Origin of the sequence: Rhizobium metallidurans (assembly GCF_014196505.1) — a bacterium.
Lineage (GTDB): Bacteria > Pseudomonadota > Alphaproteobacteria > Rhizobiales > Rhizobiaceae > Rhizobium > Rhizobium metallidurans.
This window is the reverse complement of the sequence record NZ_JACIDW010000016.1, coordinates 58,487-75,248: the sequence shown is the minus strand read 5'-3', so window position 1 is coordinate 75,248 and position 16,762 is coordinate 58,487. Positions and strand designations below refer to the sequence as shown.

The window sequence follows — 16,762 nt, the reverse complement described above, 5'->3', positions numbered from 1 at the left end:
TATGATGACGCTGTTTTTTCGATCGATAGGATGAATGCAGGTGGCACAGCTTGGCGGCGGTTTCTGGCGGGTCGGGCATGGCCGCGAGATTGAGCTCGGTTCGACGGCGGTCATCATGGCGATCGTCAACGTGACGCCGGACTCCTTTTCCGACGGCGGTCGCTACGACAGCGTCGACAAGGCCGTGGCGCATGCCCTTGATGCAGTCCAGGCGGGCGCCGGCATTGTCGATATCGGCGGGGAATCCACGCGGCCGGACGCCGAGAGCGTCGATGCGCTCGAGGAGCAGGCGCGGGTGCTGCCTGTCATCGAGGCGTTGCGCGGCAGGACCGAGGCGCTGATCTCCATCGATACCTATCGCGCCGAGACCGCCTGCCTTGCGGTCGCCGCGGGCGCGCATATCGTCAACGATGTCTTCGGGCTGCAGAAGGAGCCTGAGATCGCCGATATCGCCGCGAAGACCGGCGCCGGGCTCTGCGTGATGCATACCGGCCGCGACCGCGACAAGCTGGACGACGTCATCGCCGATCAGTTGCTGTTCCTGGAACGGTCCCTGGAGATCGCCGGACGCGCCGGCGTCGCGCGGGACCGCATCGTTCTCGATCCCGGCTTCGGCTTCGCCAAGGATACGCGGGAAAACCTGGAACTGATGGCGCGCGCCGACGAGCTTCAACGGCTCGGCTTTCCGATCCTGGCCGGCACGTCGCGCAAGCGGTTCGTCGGCGCGGTCACGGGCCGCGAGGCGGCTGAGCGCGACGCCGGCACGGCCGCCACCAGCGTGCTTTTGAGACTGAAGGGCGCTGCGATTTTTCGGGTGCACGATGTCGCAATCAACAGGGACGCGCTTGCCGTGACTGATGCTATGCTGAAGGCACGCGACGTATTCGAGCGGAAGGGCACCTCATGAGCACCACCTACACCATCACCCTGCAAAACTGCGCCTTCTTCGCCCGCCACGGCGTTCACGACGAAGAGGAGTTTCTGGGCCAGCGTTTCTTCGTCGACGCTGAGCTCGATGTCGTCTCCGGCAATGCGCTCGAGACGGATTCCATCGACGATACCGTCAATTACGGGATCGCGTTCACCGTCATCGAGGAGATCGTCACGGGCAAGCGACGCTATCTCATCGAGGCGCTGGCGCTCGATATCGCCAAGGGGCTCTGTCAGAAATTCCCACAGATCAAGCGGGCCAGGATTACCGTCCGCAAGCCGAACGCGCCGGTTCCAGGCGTACTCGATTTCGTTCAGGTGAGCGTCGAACATTTTGTCTGACATGGATTTTCAGAACGCCACGCTCGGGCTTGGCGGCAATATCGGCGATCCCGTCCATGCCATGGCTCTTGCGCTGAGGGCGCTTGACGCGCGGGCGGATTGCCGTGTGGTCGCGGTCTCCAGGCTTTACCGGACGCCGCCCTGGGGCAAGACGGACCAGTCGTTCTTCTTCAATTGCTGCGCGCAAGTGGCGACGTCGCTTCAGCCGGAAGCGCTGCTCGACGTCTGCCTCGACATAGAGCGCGGCATGAAGCGGGAGCGCATCGAACGCTGGGGGCCGCGTACGCTCGACATCGATGTCCTGACCTATGGTGATATCAGCCAGGACGCACCGAGGCTGGAGCTTCCGCATCCGAGAATGACGGATCGCGGCTTCGTGCTGATGCCGCTTGCCGACTTCGCCCCGGAGCTGATCGTCAAGGGTGTCGCCGTGCGCGACTGGCTTGCCCGCGCCGACATCGCGGGCATCGAGGTGGCCAATCCAGGCACCGACTGGTGGCGCAACGCCTGAAACGCGAGAAGCGGCCGGATGGCCGCTTCGTCGAGTGCTTCGTTCGTCTCAATCGTTTACTGGACCGAGCCGACCGTTATCTCGTCGAGCTGGCGCGACAGCGTCAGGCCGATGACGGGGATCATCTGGCTCTCCACCTTGACGGACACAGTCACGTTCATCGTCTTTTCGTCGCGGACGCGGGCGATCATCGCGCCGTTGAGCTTGGCACGGTTGAGGCCGACCACGACGGTGTCGTCGGTGACAGTGCCGGAGACGACGTCGAGACCCTTGCCGGCGGCGCCGTCCAAGAACTTGCCCTTGTAGCTGCTTCCGGACTGGGTGATCAGGGCGGTCATCGGCTGCTTGAAGACACCGACGCGGCAGGTGCCGTCGAGCTTGACGCCCGTGCCATTGCCGTCGGTGACGGGCTCGCCGATCAGGTTGCAGGTGAACTTCGTGCCCTTGTACTTGCCGGCGACGATTTCGCCCGGACCGCGCCAGGAGCCAGCGACGGATTCGAAGAATGCCTTGTCACGCGTGGCGGCGGTAGCCGCCGGAGCCGTGTCGGCGATAGGCGACAAAGCGATTGCCGCGAGACCGAAGAGATAGAGAAACTTGCGCGAGTACATGGATTTTCCTTGGCGAACCATATCGCTTAACTGACGCCGAGTTTTGCCGAAAAATGGTTAATGCTTGGTTTCTAATGGGTCGAAAGCGGCGCGTTTGCGGGCTTTTCAACGCGAGCCAGACTCAGGCCTTGCTTCTGTAAGCCATTGAAACACATCGGATTCCAAAAATCGATTGTCTCGAGTGAATGGTTTGCGGAGCTTAGCCTAATTCCGCCCGTTGCCATCCGTCTTGGTCATCGACGGGGTCAGGTCGCCGATGAAATCACCGATTCCCGGGCGCTTCAGGGCGCGGAACGCCAGCGGACGGCAGAGGTCCATGGCGGCGATTCCGATGCGGGCGGTCATCAGCCCGTTGATCACGCCTTCGCCGAGGCGCGCCGAGAGCCTGGATGCCAGGCCGTGGCCGAGAACCTGCTGGACGAGGCTGTCGCCGACGGCGATCGAGCCGGTGACGGCAAGATGGGCCAGCACGTCGCGCATCAGCCGCAACATGCCGAAGGTGCCGGGGCGGCCGCCGTAGAGGTCGGCCATGGCGCGGATGAGCTTCGCGGCCTCGTAGAGAACGTAGAGCAGGTCGACGATGGCGCGCGGGCTGACGGCGGTGACGACCGAGACGCGTTTGGAGGCGTTGAGGATGAGGCTGCGGGCCTGCCGGTCGAGCGGCGCGAGCAGTTCCCGTTCGGCGAGCGCCACCAGATGCGGGGCGTCGATGATATCGGTCTCCGCCGCCTTCAGCGTCGCGCGGCCGCGCGCGGTCTTGGGCTTGTTGGACAGAAGATGCTCCAGGCTCTTGACGAGCGCGCGTGCCTTGGCGGGCTTGGTCTCGAGGATCGCCGCTTCCGCCTCGGCCTTGATCGTCTGCACAGCGGCGAGCCGCATGATGCCGGCGGTTTCCCTGATAACCACGGCGATGACCGCCAGGACGCCGATGCCGACGGCGGCGAGCGCGGTATAGCCGAGCCAGTCGGCGCGGGTGAAGAGGTCGCGGATCAGGCTGTCGGTCCAGAGCCCGAAGGCGAGCGAGAACAGCACCCCAAAAGCGCCAAGCGCGATCTTGCCGAAGGAGGCGCCACGCCTGGGCGGCCGGGCGACGGGCAGGGCCGGGAGGTCCTTGTCGGGATTGATGAAGGGATCGTCCTCGTCCGATGTCAGTGTGATCTCACCCGAGAAGGCGGCCGGCTTGCGGGGCTCCGCCGTTTGTCGGCCGGCTTTGGCCTCCGGCTGCTCGCGCTCGTCCTCATAAGCGAAGGCAGCCGGCGCGCGGCGCGGAGGCTGGTCGGCGGGCGGCTTGATCATGCGAGGCGATCTCCGAACAGAAACTGCATTGCCCGGTCGAGCCGGATGTGCGGCACCGACAGCTTTATGCCGCCGCCGGTCTCCTCGAGACTGGGCGGGCGAAAGCGGACGACGTTCACGTCGGGCAGCCTGATAGCACTGTCCCCGGCCTCGATGCTTTCGAACAGGGCGGAGGGGTCTTCGGGCAGGTCGCCGGGGAAGATCGCGGTCTTCCTGATGCCGTCGAAGGTTTCGCCTGAAATCGTCTCGCCCTCGATCGGCGTTCCGACGATGACGGGCAGCTCGTGACCGTCGCGCTTGACGGTCGCCTCGCGCGTTGCCCGCACCGAGGCAAGCGCCATGACGTCGATGCCGGCGCCCGCCATGCCGATGCGCTGGATGGCGCGGTCGACGAGGCGGCGCGTCAGGGCGTCGAGGCGATGGTGGCTCTCGTGATGCAGGTGGTCGGCCTTGGTGGCGGCGACGAGAACGCGGTCGATGCGGCGGCCGAGCAGCGACGACAGCAGCGAATTCGTGCCCGGGCGGAAGCAGGCGAGCACGTCCGTCAGCGCGCGCTCCAGATCCTGCACCGCCTCGGGGCCGCGATTGATCGCCTGCAGGGCGTCGACAAGGACGATCTGGCGGTCGATGCGGGAGAAATGCTCGCGGAAGAACGGCTTGACGACCACGGACTTGTAGGCCTCGTAGCGCCGTTCCATCATCGCCCAGAGCGATCCCTTTTCCGGCTTTCCGGCCGGCGGCAGAACCAGGGGCGCGAAGGTGAGCGCGGGCGAGCCGTCGAGATCGCCGGGGAGAAGGAAGCGGCCGGGTGGTAGCGTCGACAATGAGCGCTCGTCGGCCTTGCAGGCCTTGAGATAATCCGCGAAGGCGGTGGCGAGTTCGCGGGCGCGCATCTCATCCGCGGCGGCTGCGATGTCGCAATTGTCGGTGAGTGTCAGCCATGGCCGGGAGAGTTCGGTGCGTATGCCCGAGCGGGCCAGCGCGATCGTCTCCTCGCTGAAAGTGCGGTAGTCCTTGGCCAAGAGCGGCAGGTCTAGCAGCCATTCACCGGGATAGTCGACGATGTCGATCGAGAGCCTGCCGGGCGAGAAGAAGCGGCTCCAGCCGCTGGCGCTCTGGTAGTCGATGGTCAGCCGAAGCTCTGATATGGCGCGGGTCGAATCGGGCCAGATACGGTCCTTGACCAGCGCCTTGATGTGGTCCTCGTACTGGAAGCGCGGCACGCTATCGTCCGGCTGCTCTTCGAGGCGAACGGCGGAGACGCGGCCCGACTGGACGGCCTCGAACAAGGGCAGGCGGCCGCCATGCAGCAGGTTATGGACCAGCGAGGAGATGAACACCGTCTTGCCGGCCCGCGACAGGCCGGTGACGCCGAGGCGGATCGTCGGGTTGACAAGGCCCGAGGCGCGGTCCGACAGGTTGTCGAAGGCGATGCGCGCGTCGTCGGTAAAGGATGTCATGCTTGGCGGCAAGGCGAAATTCCGATTGCTGGTGGACGCCATATAGGAACCGGCACGCCGAAGAAAAAGACGTCTGGTGCCCGTCAGTCGATCATGAAGTCGATCAGGCGCCAGTTGTTTCGGCCCTGGTCGAAATCGAGTACCGCGAGACCACCCGGCGGAAAGCCGTTCGGGAGCGCCTGCGCCAGCAGCTGGTGGCCGATCAGCGCTTCGAGCGTCTGCTCGATGACGGGGTTGTGGCCGACGAGCATGACGGCTCCCATGTCCTGCTGCGCGCCAAGAATGTCGAGATATATCTCGGGCGTCGCGTTATAGAGCGCGTCGACGAAGCGGATATCGAGGTTTTCACCCATGGCGCGGTGCACGGCATCGGCCGTCTGCCGGCAGCGTATGGCGGTGGAGCTGACGACCAAATCCGGCTTGTAGCTTTTGTCGGCCGCGTTCTCGGCGAGGATCTCGGCCGCGGCATAGCCGCGCTCGCTCAGCGGGCGGTCGAAATCGCTCTGTCCGGGGGCGGGAAATGCCGCTTCGGCATGTCTCAAGAGATAAATCCGGGAAGGCGGCGGCACGATTGCTGTCATCGGAAAGTCCCCGGTCGATTGATCTATTTCAGTAGCGCCAGCCCGGTGTCTTCGTCAACCGGCGCGCGGAATCCAGTGGGCAAGTTGCGCGGTAAATGCTACTTCAGCTAGCAGGCGAAAAGCCGGGTCTTGAAAAATAGTGATGTAAAAATAGTCTGTTAGCTCAAAATTGTGACAGATTTAAAAATGTGTTTACCTAGCGGATTGGGCTTGAATCGGACGCCGTGGTCGGGATATACAGCCGCCAGATGAGATGTTCTTCAGGAGAATCGCGTTGAGTGAGAAGATCGATCTTAGCAAATACGTGCCCTCGGAAGAGGAAGAGTTCATGAACGGAAACCAGCGCGCCTATTTCAGGGCGAAGCTGGTGGCCTGGAAGAACGACATCCTCAGAGAGGCGCGCGAAACCCTCGAGCACCTTGCCGAGGAAAGCGCAAACCATCCGGATCTCGCCGACAGGGCGTCGTCCGAGACGGACAGAGCCATCGAGCTGCGCGCCCGTGACCGCCAGAGAAAGCTGATATCCAAGATCGACGCCGCACTGCAGCGTATTGAGGAAGGCACTTACGGCTATTGCGAGGAAACCGGTGAACCGATCGGACTCAAGCGTCTGGACGCTCGCCCGATCGCAACGCTGTCCATCGAAGCGCAAGAACGCCACGAGCGTCGCGAGAAGGTCTACCGGGACGAATAATCCCGGATATATCGCAAACTAAAAAAGGCACCGCTTTCGCGTGGTGCCTTTTTTGTTTGCGTGAAAAGGGGACGGCCCTGGCCGCCCGCCGATCACTTATCGCGGTTGACGCTCATTTCGCCGAAGATGCGGGCCACCTCGTTCTGGAGGGCGGCGTCGGCGCCCGTGATCGGCGCCATCTCGGGATCGCGGCGCGGCATGTTGCCGGGCACCGGGCGGGCCGGAGTATTCTGCGTCGGCGCGTTCTGCATATGAACCGGGCGTTCGGCCGCCAGATTGCTCGTCATCTCTTCTTCGAGGACGCGCTGGAAATCGCTGGGCTGGGCCGAGGGCGCCGGGCGCGCGACGGGCTGAAATGCCGTCGGCTGCGGAGCGGGCGCCTGCGGCGCCGGCGGATAGAGATCGACGCGCTGCGGCGGAGAGGGCGGGCTCATCACCTGCGGCTCGATCCTCTGCGGGGTCAGGACACGCTGGCGCGCCGAATCGAGAATATCGACGGCTGTTGCCGTTTCGATCGGGCCGGGTTCCTGTCGCGAGAAGACCGGGGGCTGTGGGCGCGGTACGACAGGGGCCACCGACGCCGGTGCGATCGATGCCGGGAGAGGGCGCGGCGCGGGTTCGATCTCGGCTTCAATCTCGGGTTCGAAGACCTCATGCTGCTGCCGCTGCGCTGGCTGCGGTGCGATCGGCGGTGTCTCCAGGCGGTCGGAGACCGGCGCGAACTCCTCGATCGGCGACAGGCCACGCGTGGGGGCCGGGCGCGGCGCCGGCGGAACGATGACGGATGGCGCGGCTTCGGCCATGGCGGCGCTCACAGCTGGCTCGGCTTGCGGCGCGCTGGCGGCTGCCGGCTGCGGTGCTTCGGGGCGAGCCGGTTCGCGTGTGATCTCGGTCTGCCCATCCGGCAGGATGCGGCTTTCGATGACGACGTCGGACGGCCCCCCGATCAAGATGAGGTGTTCGACATCGTCGCGGCGCACCAGCACCAGGCGGCGGCGGGCATCGACGGCGGCGGCGTCGAGAACCTGAAGGCGTGGCTGACGGTTGCGGCCGCCGCGAACGAAGGGCGAGGATGGCCGGTTGCGCATGATCCAGAGGACCGCGACGAGAAGCAGCAGGGCGATGGCCACGCCGCCCGCGGCAATGATGAAGCGGCTGCCATAAGATTCCATGATGCCATCGAACATAGTCACGTACTCCTTTGCGGCGTTCAACCACATGACGACTTTTAAGCTTCCTAGACAAGGGGGAGGCGGCTTGTCCAGTCACCGAAAGGTGCGATGCAACGTCTGTGGATCGTCTCATCACGACATTTAACGGCAAAACTGGCGCTGTAGCTTGTGAATTCAATCACTCTTCATGGAGTGTGGTGTTTTTGGTGGGGCAGCAAATTGCTAAGAAGGAAAAGGCGCCTGATTCCTGCTTCGTCTGTTTGTCACGAATGAAGGCCGGCGGGCAATGCGAGGAAGTACATGACGAAATCCCGTCAGGCCGACAATTTTAGCGAACCGCTCGTGGACCGTGGAGGGCGGGCCGGAACCGCCGTGCGGATCCTGCTTCTGGCGCTGGTGCTGATCGGCGTCGCCGCCGCCTTCGTCGTGTTCAAGACCTCGCTCGACAACGAGATGGTGCTCGGCGTCCTCGGCGTGCTTGCTATGGTCGGCATCTTCTTTCTGGTGTCGTCGATCATCGGCTTCATCGAGGTGATGCCGCAGCGCCAGTCCGATAGTCTCGCCCGCGCTTTTCTCAACAGTCATCCCGACGGATCGCTGATCACGGACGAGAAGGGCCGGATCGTCTACGCCAATGCCGCCTATGGCGCGCTGACCGGCGCCCGCAAGCCGACGGAGGTGCAGACGCTCGAGGCGCTTCTGTCGCGCCACCGCGAATCGAACGAGGCGCTCTACCGGCTCTCCAACGGGCTGCGCGAGGGCCGCGAGGGACGCGAGGAATTCCGGCTGTTGCGCGCGCTCGGTCCGTCGCTGAACGGGTCCGGCGCCCATTGGTACCGGCTGAAGGCGCGTATCCTGCAGAGCGAGGAAAGCGGCGGCCGGCCGCTGCATATCTGGCAGATCAGCGACATCACGTCGGAGCGCGACGACCAGGAGCGCTTCTTCAAGGAGCTGCAAAACGCCATCGACTATCTCGACCACGCGCCTGCCGGTTTCTTTTCGGCGGGCCGCAAGGGCGAGATCTTCTATCTCAACGCGACGCTCGCCGAATGGCTGGGGATCGACCTCACCAAGTTCATTCCCGGCTCGATGACGATCGGCGACATGGTGGCCGGCGAGGGGCTGGCGCTGATCCAGTCCGTGCAGGCCGATCCCGGTCTGCGGAAGACGGTGACGCTCGATCTCGACCTGAAGAAATCGAACGGCCAGGGCGTTCCGGTGCAGATCGTTCACAGCGTCACCTCGATGCGCGACGGCGCACCCGGCGAAAGCCGCTCGATCGTTCTGACGCGGCGCGACAGCACGGCTGGTGACCAGTCGGCGTCGGCGGCATCGATGCGTTTCACGCGCTTCTTCAACAACACGCCGATGGCGATCGCCTCGGTCGATGGCGACGGCCGCATCCTCAGGACCAACGCGCCGTTCCTCAAACTCTTCTCCGGCATCGTTTCGCGCGATGACGTCGAGAACGGCGCATTGTTCGAAACCATCGTGCAGGATGTCGACAAGCCGAGGCTGCAGGGGGCGCTGGCCGCCGCCAAGGACCGGCAGGGCGACATTCCGCCGCTCGATTCCAAGACGCAGGCCGACGATAGCAGGCATTTCCGCTTCTACGTCAATGCCGTGATCGACCAGAGCGACGAAGCGCCGGAAGAGGCCGCGATCGTCTACGCCGTCGAGGTGACCGAGCAGAAGGCGCTCGAGGCGCAGATGGCGCAGACGCAGAAGATGAATGCCGTGGGCACGCTCGCCGGCGGCATCGCGCACGATTTCAACAACGTTTTGACCGCCATCCTTCTGTCGTCCGACCACCTGCTGCTGCAGGCGCGGCCGGCCGATCCCGGCTTCGCGGATCTGATGGAGATCAAGCGCAACGCCAACCGCGCCGCCGTCCTGGTGCGCCAGCTGCTCGCCTTCTCGCGCAAGCAGACGATGCGGCCGAGCGTGCTCAATCTCACCGACGTGGTCGGCGACCTCAGGATGCTGGTCGACCGGCTGCTGTCGGGCACCAACGTGAAGCTCGACGTCGAATACGGGCGCGATCTCTGGCCGGTGAAGACCGACCTGTCGCAGTTCGAGCAGGTGCTGATCAACCTTTGCGTCAATGCGCGCGACGCGATGCCGGAGGGCGGCAAGCTGACGGTGCGGACGAAGAACGCGACGGCCACTGAGGTCGCCGCCTTCAACTATTCCTACATGCCGCACGAGGACATGGTTCTGGTGGAGGTGTCGGATAACGGCACCGGCATCGCGCCCGAAATCATGGACAAGATCTTCGAGCCGTTCTTCACGACGAAGGAAGTCGGCAAGGGTACGGGCCTCGGTCTTGCCATGGTCTACGGCATCGTCAAGCAATCGGGCGGCTATATCCAGCCGGAATCGGAAGTCGGCAAGGGTACGACTTTCCGTGTATTCCTCCCGCGCCATATCGTCGAGCCGGCAATCGCCGCCGAGGCCGACGCGGTCACGCCGAGCGCCGACAACGTCGTTTCGCTGGTGCCCGCCAAGGCCGAGCAGCCGGAGGATCTGACGGGATCGGCCGTCATCCTTCTGGTCGAGGACGAAGAGGCGGTTCGTCGCGGCGGCAAGCGCATGCTGGAGACGCGCGGCTACACCGTACACGAAGCGGGATCGGGCGTGGAAGCGCTCGATATCATGGACGAGCTCGACGGCAAGGTCGATATCGTCGTGTCGGACGTCGTCATGCCTGAAATGGACGGGCCGTCGCTGTTGCGCGAGCTGCGCAAGAAATATCCGGATCTGAAGTTCATCTTCGTGTCGGGCTACGCCGAGGACGCATTCGCGCGCAACCTGCCGCCGGACTCCAAGTTCGGCTTCCTGCCGAAGCCGTTCTCGCTGAAGCAGCTGGCCGTGGTGGTCAAGGAGACGCTTGAGGGGTGAGTTGTGGCGGTACGCTCTTGTAGGGCTTACCGTGTGAGACCTCCCTCTGTCCTGCCGGACTGCCGGGGCCGAGCCGCTTGTCTCGGCCCGCGCTTCGCGCCCCCCACAAGGGGGGAGATCGGCTAGGGGCGGTGGCTCGCTTCACTTCATTGGCGAAGACGGTCGGCCAATGGGGGGCATGCCGGGCGACACACCCCATCAAGTGTCAGGCGTTGAGCGCAACGGCAATCTCGCCGGCAAGACGGGCGTTGTTTTCCACCAGTGCGATATTGGTCTTCAGGCTCTGGCCGTCAGTCAGGTCGAAGATGGTGCTCAGCAGGTAGGGAGTGACTGCCTTGCCGGAGATTTCGTCGCGTTCGGCGCTGTCGAGCGCGCGCTGGATGTAGATTTCCATCTCTTCGGCGGGAATCTCGTCGGCCTCGGGCACTGGATTGGCGATCAGCATGCCGCCGTCGATGCCGAGCTGTTCGCGCACCATCTGGAAATTGGCGATGGCTGCCGGGCTGTTCAGCGTCAGCGGGCTGCGCAGGCCGGATGACCGCGACCAGAAGGCCGGGAATTCCTCGCTTTCATAGGTGACCACGGGCACGCCAGCGGTTTCCAGCACTTCCAGCGTCTTCGGCACGTCGAGGATCGCCTTGGCGCCGGCACAGACGACGATGACGCCGGTGCGAGCGAGCTCTTCCAGGTCGGCGGAGATGTCGAAGCTCTCCTCCGCGCCGCGATGCACGCCGCCGATGCCGCCGGTGGCGAAGACCTTGATGCCGGCGCGTTCGGCGGCGATCATCGTGGCGGCGACCGTGGTGGCTCCATGGCGGCGCTCGGCGATCGCGAATGCGAGGTCGGCGCGCGAGACTTTCAGCACATCCTTCGCCTTGGCCAGCTGCTCGAGCTCTTCTGCTTCCAGCCCGATGTGGAGCGTGCCGTGGATGACGGCGATGGTGGCGGGGACGGCGCCCTGTTCACGGATGATCGATTCGACGCTGCGGGCCATCTCGATATTCCCGGGGTAGGGCATGCCGTGGGTGATGATCGTCGATTCGAGTGCCACGATCGGCGCGCCGCGCTGCTTGGCGCTCGCCACTTCCTTGGAATAGGTGATCGGCAGCTGGGGGGATAGAGAGTTCGTCATCGGAGCTTCCATTTCGTCTAATCGGGTTTCAATGCAGAATTCTTGCCGGCGGAACAAGAGCCAGAGCCTGTTTCAGCAGATCGGCGGAGAGATTTTCGTTGACCGCGTTGGGCGACTGAACCGTCAGCGCCGCCGCGGCGGCACCCTCGCGGATCGCCTCGCTCATCGGCAGCCCGCGCAACAGTGCCGCGATGACGCCCGAGGCAAGGGAATCGCCGGCGCCGGTCACGTCGGAGACATGCTCGACATCGGCCGGCTGCAGCGCCGCCACGTGACCGGCGGAAAAGGCGATCAGCTCGCGCTGTCCCCGGGTGACGACACCGCCCCTGAGGCCTATGTCACCGAGCAGGGACGGCCAGTGAACAGGGTTTTCCGGCCGCTCGCCGGTCAGCGCCGTGGCTTCGGCCTCGTTGAGAAAGAGATAGTCGATACCCTGCATGCAGGCCTTCAGCTTCACCGCCTTCGCCGGCGAGATGGCGATCGCCGCCACCGGCTTGCCGAGCGCCTTGGCGCGTGTCGTGATCGAGACCAGCGTTTCCTCCGGCAGGTTCGCGTCGAAGAGGATCATGTCGGTTGCGGCGAACGCGTCGCGCACCGAACGGATCGACAGGCGGCGCGGCACGAACATGCGGTAGAGATCCATGTCGGCCAACGCGATCACCAGATTGCCGTCGCGCTCGATGATCGCGGTATAGCTCGGCGTCTTGCGGTCGAGAAAGATGAAGGGGCGGTCGTTGACGCCGGCGAGATCGGCGGCTTCGCTCACCATCTCTCCGGTCGGGTCGCCGCCACGCGGCGAGATCATGGTGACGTCGAAGCCGAGGCGGGCGAGGTTGCGGGCCGCGTTGAAGCCGCCGCCGCCGGCCTCCTCGAACCAGGAGCCGGGGTTGCTTGCGCCATCGGCCGTCGCGCCCGATATGCGGCCGCGGCGATCGACATGGGCGCCGCCAAGCACGAGAATCTTCTTGCTCATCTCATCGCTCCGAAATGCGGTCGTGGCCGAATCGTGCGGTCTTTCGCATGGCGGGGAGCCGCCGGCCAAGCGTTGTAAGCTCTTGCTTCGCATGGATAAAACAAATGTAGAACACAGGCCGTTTTACCTCTTTCTTTCAATGCCTTGAACGGCACTTGCGTGATGAGAACAAATGCGGTACAAAATCGACATCGGCGGCGACATTGCTTGAGCGGCTTCAATAACCTAAAGGTGGATCGAATGTCACAGAATACATTGCGGCTTGTAGAGGACAAATCGGTGGACAAAAGCAAGGCACTTGAAGCGGCACTCTCACAGATCGAGCGGTCGTTCGGCAAGGGCTCTATCATGAAGCTCGGCTCGAACGAGGGCGTCGTCGAGATCGAGACCGTTTCGACGGGCTCTCTCGGACTGGATATCGCGCTCGGGATCGGCGGTCTTCCCAAGGGGCGTATCATCGAGATTTACGGGCCGGAAAGCTCGGGTAAGACGACACTGGCGCTGCAGACGATCGCGGAAGCCCAGAAGAAGGGCGGCATCTGCGCCTTCGTCGACGCGGAACACGCGCTCGATCCCGTCTATGCCCGCAAGCTGGGCGTCGATCTGCACAATCTCCTGATCTCGCAGCCGGATACCGGCGAGCAGGCGCTCGAGATCACCGACACGCTGGTGCGCTCCGGCGCCGTCGACGTGCTGGTCGTGGACTCGGTCGCGGCGCTGACGCCGCGCGCCGAAATCGAAGGCGAGATGGGCGACAGCCTTCCCGGCCTGCAGGCCCGACTGATGAGCCAGGCGCTGCGCAAGCTGACGGCCTCGATCTCGAAGTCGAAGACCATGGTCATCTTCATCAACCAGATCCGCATGAAGATCGGCGTCATGTTCGGTTCGCCGGAAACGACGACTGGTGGCAACGCGCTGAAATTCTACGCCTCGGTGCGCCTCGACATCCGCCGCATCGGCGCCGTCAAGGAGCGCGAAGAGGTGATCGGCAACCAGACGCGCGTCAAGGTCGTCAAGAACAAGATGGCGCCTCCCTTCAAGCAGGTCGAATTCGACATCATGTATGGCGAAGGCGTGTCGAAGACCGGCGAGCTGGTCGACCTCGGCGTCAAGGCCGGGATCGTCGAGAAGTCGGGCGCCTGGTTCTCCTACAACAGCCAGCGTCTCGGCCAGGGTCGCGAGAACGCCAAGATGTTCCTGCGCGACAATCCCGAGTTGATGCGCGAGATCGAAACCTCGATCCGCCAGAACGCCGGCCTGATCGCCGACCAGCTGCAGAATGGCGGTCCCGATGCCAACGATGCGGACGGCGAATAAGCCTCATCCGCGCTGAACGCTTCAAAACCGGCTGCATTCCTTGATCAGAATGCAGCCGGTTTTGTTTGTCTGCTGGACAGTGGTTAACGTCAGCGATAAAAGCCACTGAATTTTCAAGATCTGACCTGCCTTGGGCAGCACTGAAGGGCATAGCATGAGCGGTGTGAACGAAATCCGGTCGACCTTCCTCGACTACTTCAAGAAGAACGGCCACGAGATCGTTTCCTCGAGCCCGCTGGTGCCGCGCAACGACCCGACGCTGATGTTCACGAACGCCGGCATGGTGCAATTCAAGAACGTCTTCACCGGTCTCGAGCAGCGCCCCTACAAGACGGCGGCGACGGCGCAGAAGTGCGTGCGCGCCGGCGGCAAGCACAACGACCTCGACAATGTCGGCTATACCGCGCGCCACCATACCTTCTTCGAAATGCTCGGCAATTTCTCCTTTGGGGATTACTTCAAGGAGCAGGCGATCGAGCATGCCTGGACGCTGATCACCAAGGAGTTCGGCATCGACGCCAAGCGCCTGCTGGTCACCGTCTATCACACCGACGACGAAGCCTTTAATCTCTGGAAGAAGATCGCGGGCCTTTCCGACGACAAGATCATCCGCATTCCGACCAGCGACAATTTCTGGGCGATGGGCGATACCGGCCCGTGCGGCCCCTGTTCGGAGATATTCTACGACCACGGCGACCATATCTGGGGCGGCCCTCCCGGTTCGCCGGAGGAAGACGGTGACCGTTTCATCGAGATCTGGAACCTCGTCTTCATGCAGTACGAGCAGATCACGAAGGAGGAGCGCGTCGACCTGCCGCGTCCGTCGATCGATACCGGCATGGGTCTCGAGCGTATCGCAGCGCTGCTGCAGGGCAAGCACGACAACTACGACATCGACCTGTTCCGCGCCCTGATCGCCGCTTCCGAGGAAGCGACCGGTGTCAAGGCCGAGGGTGAGCAGCGCGCCAGCCATCGCGTCATTGCCGATCACCTGCGCTCGTCCGCCTTCCTGATCGCCGACGGCGTTCTGCCATCGGCCGAAGGCCGTGGCTACGTGCTTCGCCGCATCATGCGCCGCGCCATGCGCCATGCCGAACTGCTCGGCGCCCGTGAGCCGCTGATGTGGAAGCTCCTGCCGGCGCTGATCCAGCAGATGGGCCGCGCCTATCCGGAGCTGGTGCGCGCGGAAGCCTTGATCACCGAGACGCTGAAGCTGGAAGAGACCAAGTTCCGCGCGACACTGAAGCGCGGCCTGTCGCTGCTGTCGGACGCAACGACGACGCTCGGGAAGGGCGACATGCTCGACGGCGAGACCGCCTTCAAGCTCTACGACACCTACGGCTTCCCGCTCGACCTCACGCAGGACGCGCTGCGCGCCCGCGAAATCAACGTCGATCTCGCCGGCTTTACTGACGCGATGGAGCGCCAGAAGGCGGAAGCCCGCTCGCATTGGGCCGGTTCCGGCGACAAGGCAACCGAGACCATCTGGTTCGAGCTGCGCGACAAGCACGGCGCCACCGAATTCCTCGGCTATGACACTGAGACCGCCGAGGGTGTCGTCCAGGCGATCGTCAGGGACGGCGCCGCCGTCGGCGAGGCCGCCAAGGGCGACAAGGTTCAGATCGTCGTCAACCAGACGCCGTTCTATGGCGAATCCGGCGGCCAGATGGGCGATACGGGCGTCATTTCGTCCGATAATGCCCGGATCGAGATCACCGACACGCAAAGGCGCGGCGAGGGCCTGTTCGTCCACACCGGTACCGTCGCCGATGGCACGGTCAAGACCGGCGACGCGGTCGCCATGACGGTCGATCACGCCCGCCGCTCGCGCATCCGCGCCAACCATTCGGCGACCCACCTGCTGCACGAGGCGCTGCGCGAGGTGCTCGGCACCCATGTCGCCCAGAAGGGCTCGCTGGTCGCGCCCGAGCGGCTGCGATTCGACGTTTCGCATCCCAAGCCGATGACGGCGGAAGAGCTGAAGCAGGTCGAGGACATGGCCAACGAGATCATCCTGCAGAACGCGCCGGTGACGACGCGGCTGATGAGCGTCGACGATGCGATCGCCGAGGGCGCCATGGCGCTGTTCGGCGAGAAGTACGGCGAGGAAGTGCGCGTGGTCGCCATGGGGCAGGGTCTGCATGGCGCAAAGAGCAACCGGCCTTACTCGGTCGAATTGTGCGGCGGCACGCACGTGTCGGCGACCGGTGACATCGGCCTGGTGCGCATTCTCGGCGACAGCGCCGTCAGCTCCGGCGTTCGCCGCCTGGAAGCCGTTACCGGTGAGACGGCGCGCGCCTATCTCGCCGAGCAGGACGAACGCGTGAAGGCGCTCGCCACCTCGCTCAAGGTGCAGCCGGCCGAGGTGCTGACGCGCGTCGAAGCGCTGATGGACGAGCGCCGCAAGCTCGAAAAGGAACTGGCGGACGCCAAGCGCAAGCTCGCCATGGGCGGCGGGCAGGGCGGCTCGGAAGAGGCCGTACGCGACATCGGCGGCGTCAAGTTCCTCGGCAAGGCCATCTCGGGCGTCGATCCGAAGGATCTGAAGGGTCTCGCAGACGACGGCAAGGCCGGCCTCGGCTCCGGCGTCGTGACGCTGATCGGCGTCTCCGACGATGGCAAGGCCAGCGCCGTGGTCGCTGTCACCGCTGATCTCGTCGGCCGCTTCAGCGCCGTCGATCTGGTCCGTATCGCGTCCGCCGCTCTCGGCGGCAAGGGCGGCGGCGGCCGTCCCGACATGGCGCAGGCCGGTGGCCCCGATGGTTCGAAGGCCGACGAGGCGCTCGAGGCCGTGGCAGCGGCGCTGGCTGGCTGATCGGCCCGTTTTTGATTGAATTGCGAA

The 16,762-nt window shown here is 64.3% G+C and carries 14 protein-coding genes; 7 read left to right on the top strand and 7 right to left on the bottom strand.

The features are described 5' to 3' along the window. Positions 1-34: 34 nt before the first annotated feature. The 3 genes from folP to folK are packed head-to-tail and all read left to right on the top strand — an operon-like array spanning position 35 to position 1,783. On the top strand, positions 35-907 hold the full coding sequence (gene folP / locus GGQ67_RS19735) for a dihydropteroate synthase (protein WP_183901840.1): 873 nt from the start codon (positions 35-37) through the stop codon (positions 905-907). Then, entirely contained in the window at positions 904-1,272 is a 369-nt protein-coding gene (folB, locus tag GGQ67_RS19730) for a dihydroneopterin aldolase (protein WP_183901839.1), read from the top strand. The genes folP and folB overlap by 4 nt, the downstream gene beginning before the upstream one ends. Next, on the top strand, positions 1,265-1,783 hold the full coding sequence (gene folK, locus GGQ67_RS19725; RefSeq protein ID WP_425503816.1) for a 2-amino-4-hydroxy-6-hydroxymethyldihydropteridine diphosphokinase: 519 nt from the start codon (positions 1,265-1,267) through the stop codon (positions 1,781-1,783). Before folB ends, folK begins: the two co-directional genes overlap by 8 nt. Positions 1,784-1,839: 56 nt before the next feature. Here the strand turns inward: folK and GGQ67_RS19720 are convergent, their stop codons facing one another. The 4 genes from GGQ67_RS19720 to GGQ67_RS19705 all read right to left on the bottom strand — a co-directional run bounded on the left by GGQ67_RS19720 (position 1,840) and on the right by GGQ67_RS19705 (position 5,731). Further along, positions 1,840-2,394, bottom strand: a complete 555-nt coding sequence (locus tag GGQ67_RS19720; protein WP_183901837.1) for a hypothetical protein — start codon at positions 2,392-2,394, stop codon at positions 1,840-1,842. 204 nt (positions 2,395-2,598) lie between these two features. Then, complete coding sequence (locus tag GGQ67_RS19715) at positions 2,599-3,690, bottom strand: YcjF family protein (protein ID WP_183901836.1); 1,092 nt, start codon at positions 3,688-3,690, stop codon at positions 2,599-2,601. Continuing rightward, positions 3,687-5,162 (bottom strand): YcjX family GTP-binding protein, encoded by a 1,476-nt coding sequence (locus GGQ67_RS19710; RefSeq protein ID WP_183901835.1) that lies wholly within the window; start codon positions 5,160-5,162, stop codon positions 3,687-3,689. Before GGQ67_RS19710 ends, GGQ67_RS19715 begins: the two co-directional genes overlap by 4 nt. A gap of 71 nt (positions 5,163-5,233) precedes the next feature. After that, positions 5,234-5,731: a SixA phosphatase family protein gene (locus GGQ67_RS19705; protein WP_047512219.1), complete on the bottom strand. Its 498-nt coding sequence runs from the start codon at positions 5,729-5,731 to the stop codon at positions 5,234-5,236. Between the two features lie 274 nt (positions 5,732-6,005). Between GGQ67_RS19705 and dksA the strand changes: the two genes are divergently transcribed. After that, positions 6,006-6,425, top strand: coding sequence for an RNA polymerase-binding protein DksA (dksA, locus tag GGQ67_RS19700; protein WP_183901834.1), 420 nt, complete (start codon positions 6,006-6,008; stop codon positions 6,423-6,425). Between the two features lie 92 nt (positions 6,426-6,517). Here the strand turns inward: dksA and GGQ67_RS19695 are convergent, their stop codons facing one another. Continuing rightward, entirely contained in the window at positions 6,518-7,612 is a 1,095-nt protein-coding gene (locus GGQ67_RS19695) for a flagellar biosynthetic protein FliO (protein ID WP_183901833.1), read from the bottom strand. 285 nt (positions 7,613-7,897) lie between these two features. Between GGQ67_RS19695 and cckA the strand changes: the two genes are divergently transcribed. Further along, complete coding sequence (gene cckA, locus GGQ67_RS19690) at positions 7,898-10,498, top strand: cell cycle histidine kinase CckA (RefSeq protein ID WP_183901832.1); 2,601 nt, start codon at positions 7,898-7,900, stop codon at positions 10,496-10,498. Positions 10,499-10,703: 205 nt separating this feature from the next. Here the strand turns inward: cckA and GGQ67_RS19685 are convergent, their stop codons facing one another. Both GGQ67_RS19685 and GGQ67_RS19680 read right to left on the bottom strand, forming a co-directional pair. Beyond that, entirely contained in the window at positions 10,704-11,630 is a 927-nt protein-coding gene (locus tag GGQ67_RS19685) for a pseudouridine-5'-phosphate glycosidase (protein WP_183901831.1), read from the bottom strand. A gap of 28 nt (positions 11,631-11,658) precedes the next feature. Further along, the gene (locus GGQ67_RS19680) at positions 11,659-12,603 is read right to left on the bottom strand and encodes a carbohydrate kinase family protein (protein ID WP_183901830.1); all 945 of its coding nucleotides are present in this window, start codon (positions 12,601-12,603) and stop codon (positions 11,659-11,661) included. Positions 12,604-12,843: 240 nt separating this feature from the next. Here GGQ67_RS19680 and recA point away from each other — a divergent pair, with 240 nt between their 5' ends. Continuing rightward, positions 12,844-13,920: a recombinase RecA gene (gene recA, locus GGQ67_RS19675; RefSeq protein ID WP_183901829.1), complete on the top strand. Its 1,077-nt coding sequence runs from the start codon at positions 12,844-12,846 to the stop codon at positions 13,918-13,920. Positions 13,921-14,074: 154 nt separating this feature from the next. After that, on the top strand, positions 14,075-16,735 hold the full coding sequence (alaS, locus tag GGQ67_RS19670) for an alanine--tRNA ligase (RefSeq protein ID WP_183901828.1): 2,661 nt from the start codon (positions 14,075-14,077) through the stop codon (positions 16,733-16,735). Positions 16,736-16,762 lie beyond the last annotated feature (27 nt).

Bases quoted from the DNA above. Each gene is read 5' to 3' on its own strand.
- GGQ67_RS19695 (WP_183901833.1), bottom strand. From the start codon at position 7,612: ATGTTCGATGGCATCATGGAATCTTATGGCAGCCGCTTCATCATTGCC.
- cckA (WP_183901832.1), top strand. From the start codon at position 7,898: ATGACGAAATCCCGTCAGGCCGACAATTTTAGCGAACCGCTCGTGGAC.
- folB (WP_183901839.1), top strand. From the start codon at position 904: ATGAGCACCACCTACACCATCACCCTGCAAAACTGCGCCTTCTTCGCC.
- recA (WP_183901829.1), top strand. From the start codon at position 12,844: ATGTCACAGAATACATTGCGGCTTGTAGAGGACAAATCGGTGGACAAA.
- GGQ67_RS19705 (WP_047512219.1), bottom strand. From the start codon at position 5,731: ATGACAGCAATCGTGCCGCCGCCTTCCCGGATTTATCTCTTGAGACAT.
- GGQ67_RS19720 (WP_183901837.1), bottom strand. From the start codon at position 2,394: ATGTACTCGCGCAAGTTTCTCTATCTCTTCGGTCTCGCGGCAATCGCT.
- folP (WP_183901840.1), top strand. From the start codon at position 35: ATGCAGGTGGCACAGCTTGGCGGCGGTTTCTGGCGGGTCGGGCATGGC.
- alaS (WP_183901828.1), top strand. From the start codon at position 14,075: ATGAGCGGTGTGAACGAAATCCGGTCGACCTTCCTCGACTACTTCAAG.
- GGQ67_RS19715 (WP_183901836.1), bottom strand. From the start codon at position 3,690: ATGATCAAGCCGCCCGCCGACCAGCCTCCGCGCCGCGCGCCGGCTGCC.
- GGQ67_RS19685 (WP_183901831.1), bottom strand. From the start codon at position 11,630: ATGACGAACTCTCTATCCCCCCAGCTGCCGATCACCTATTCCAAGGAA.
- GGQ67_RS19680 (WP_183901830.1), bottom strand. From the start codon at position 12,603: ATGAGCAAGAAGATTCTCGTGCTTGGCGGCGCCCATGTCGATCGCCGC.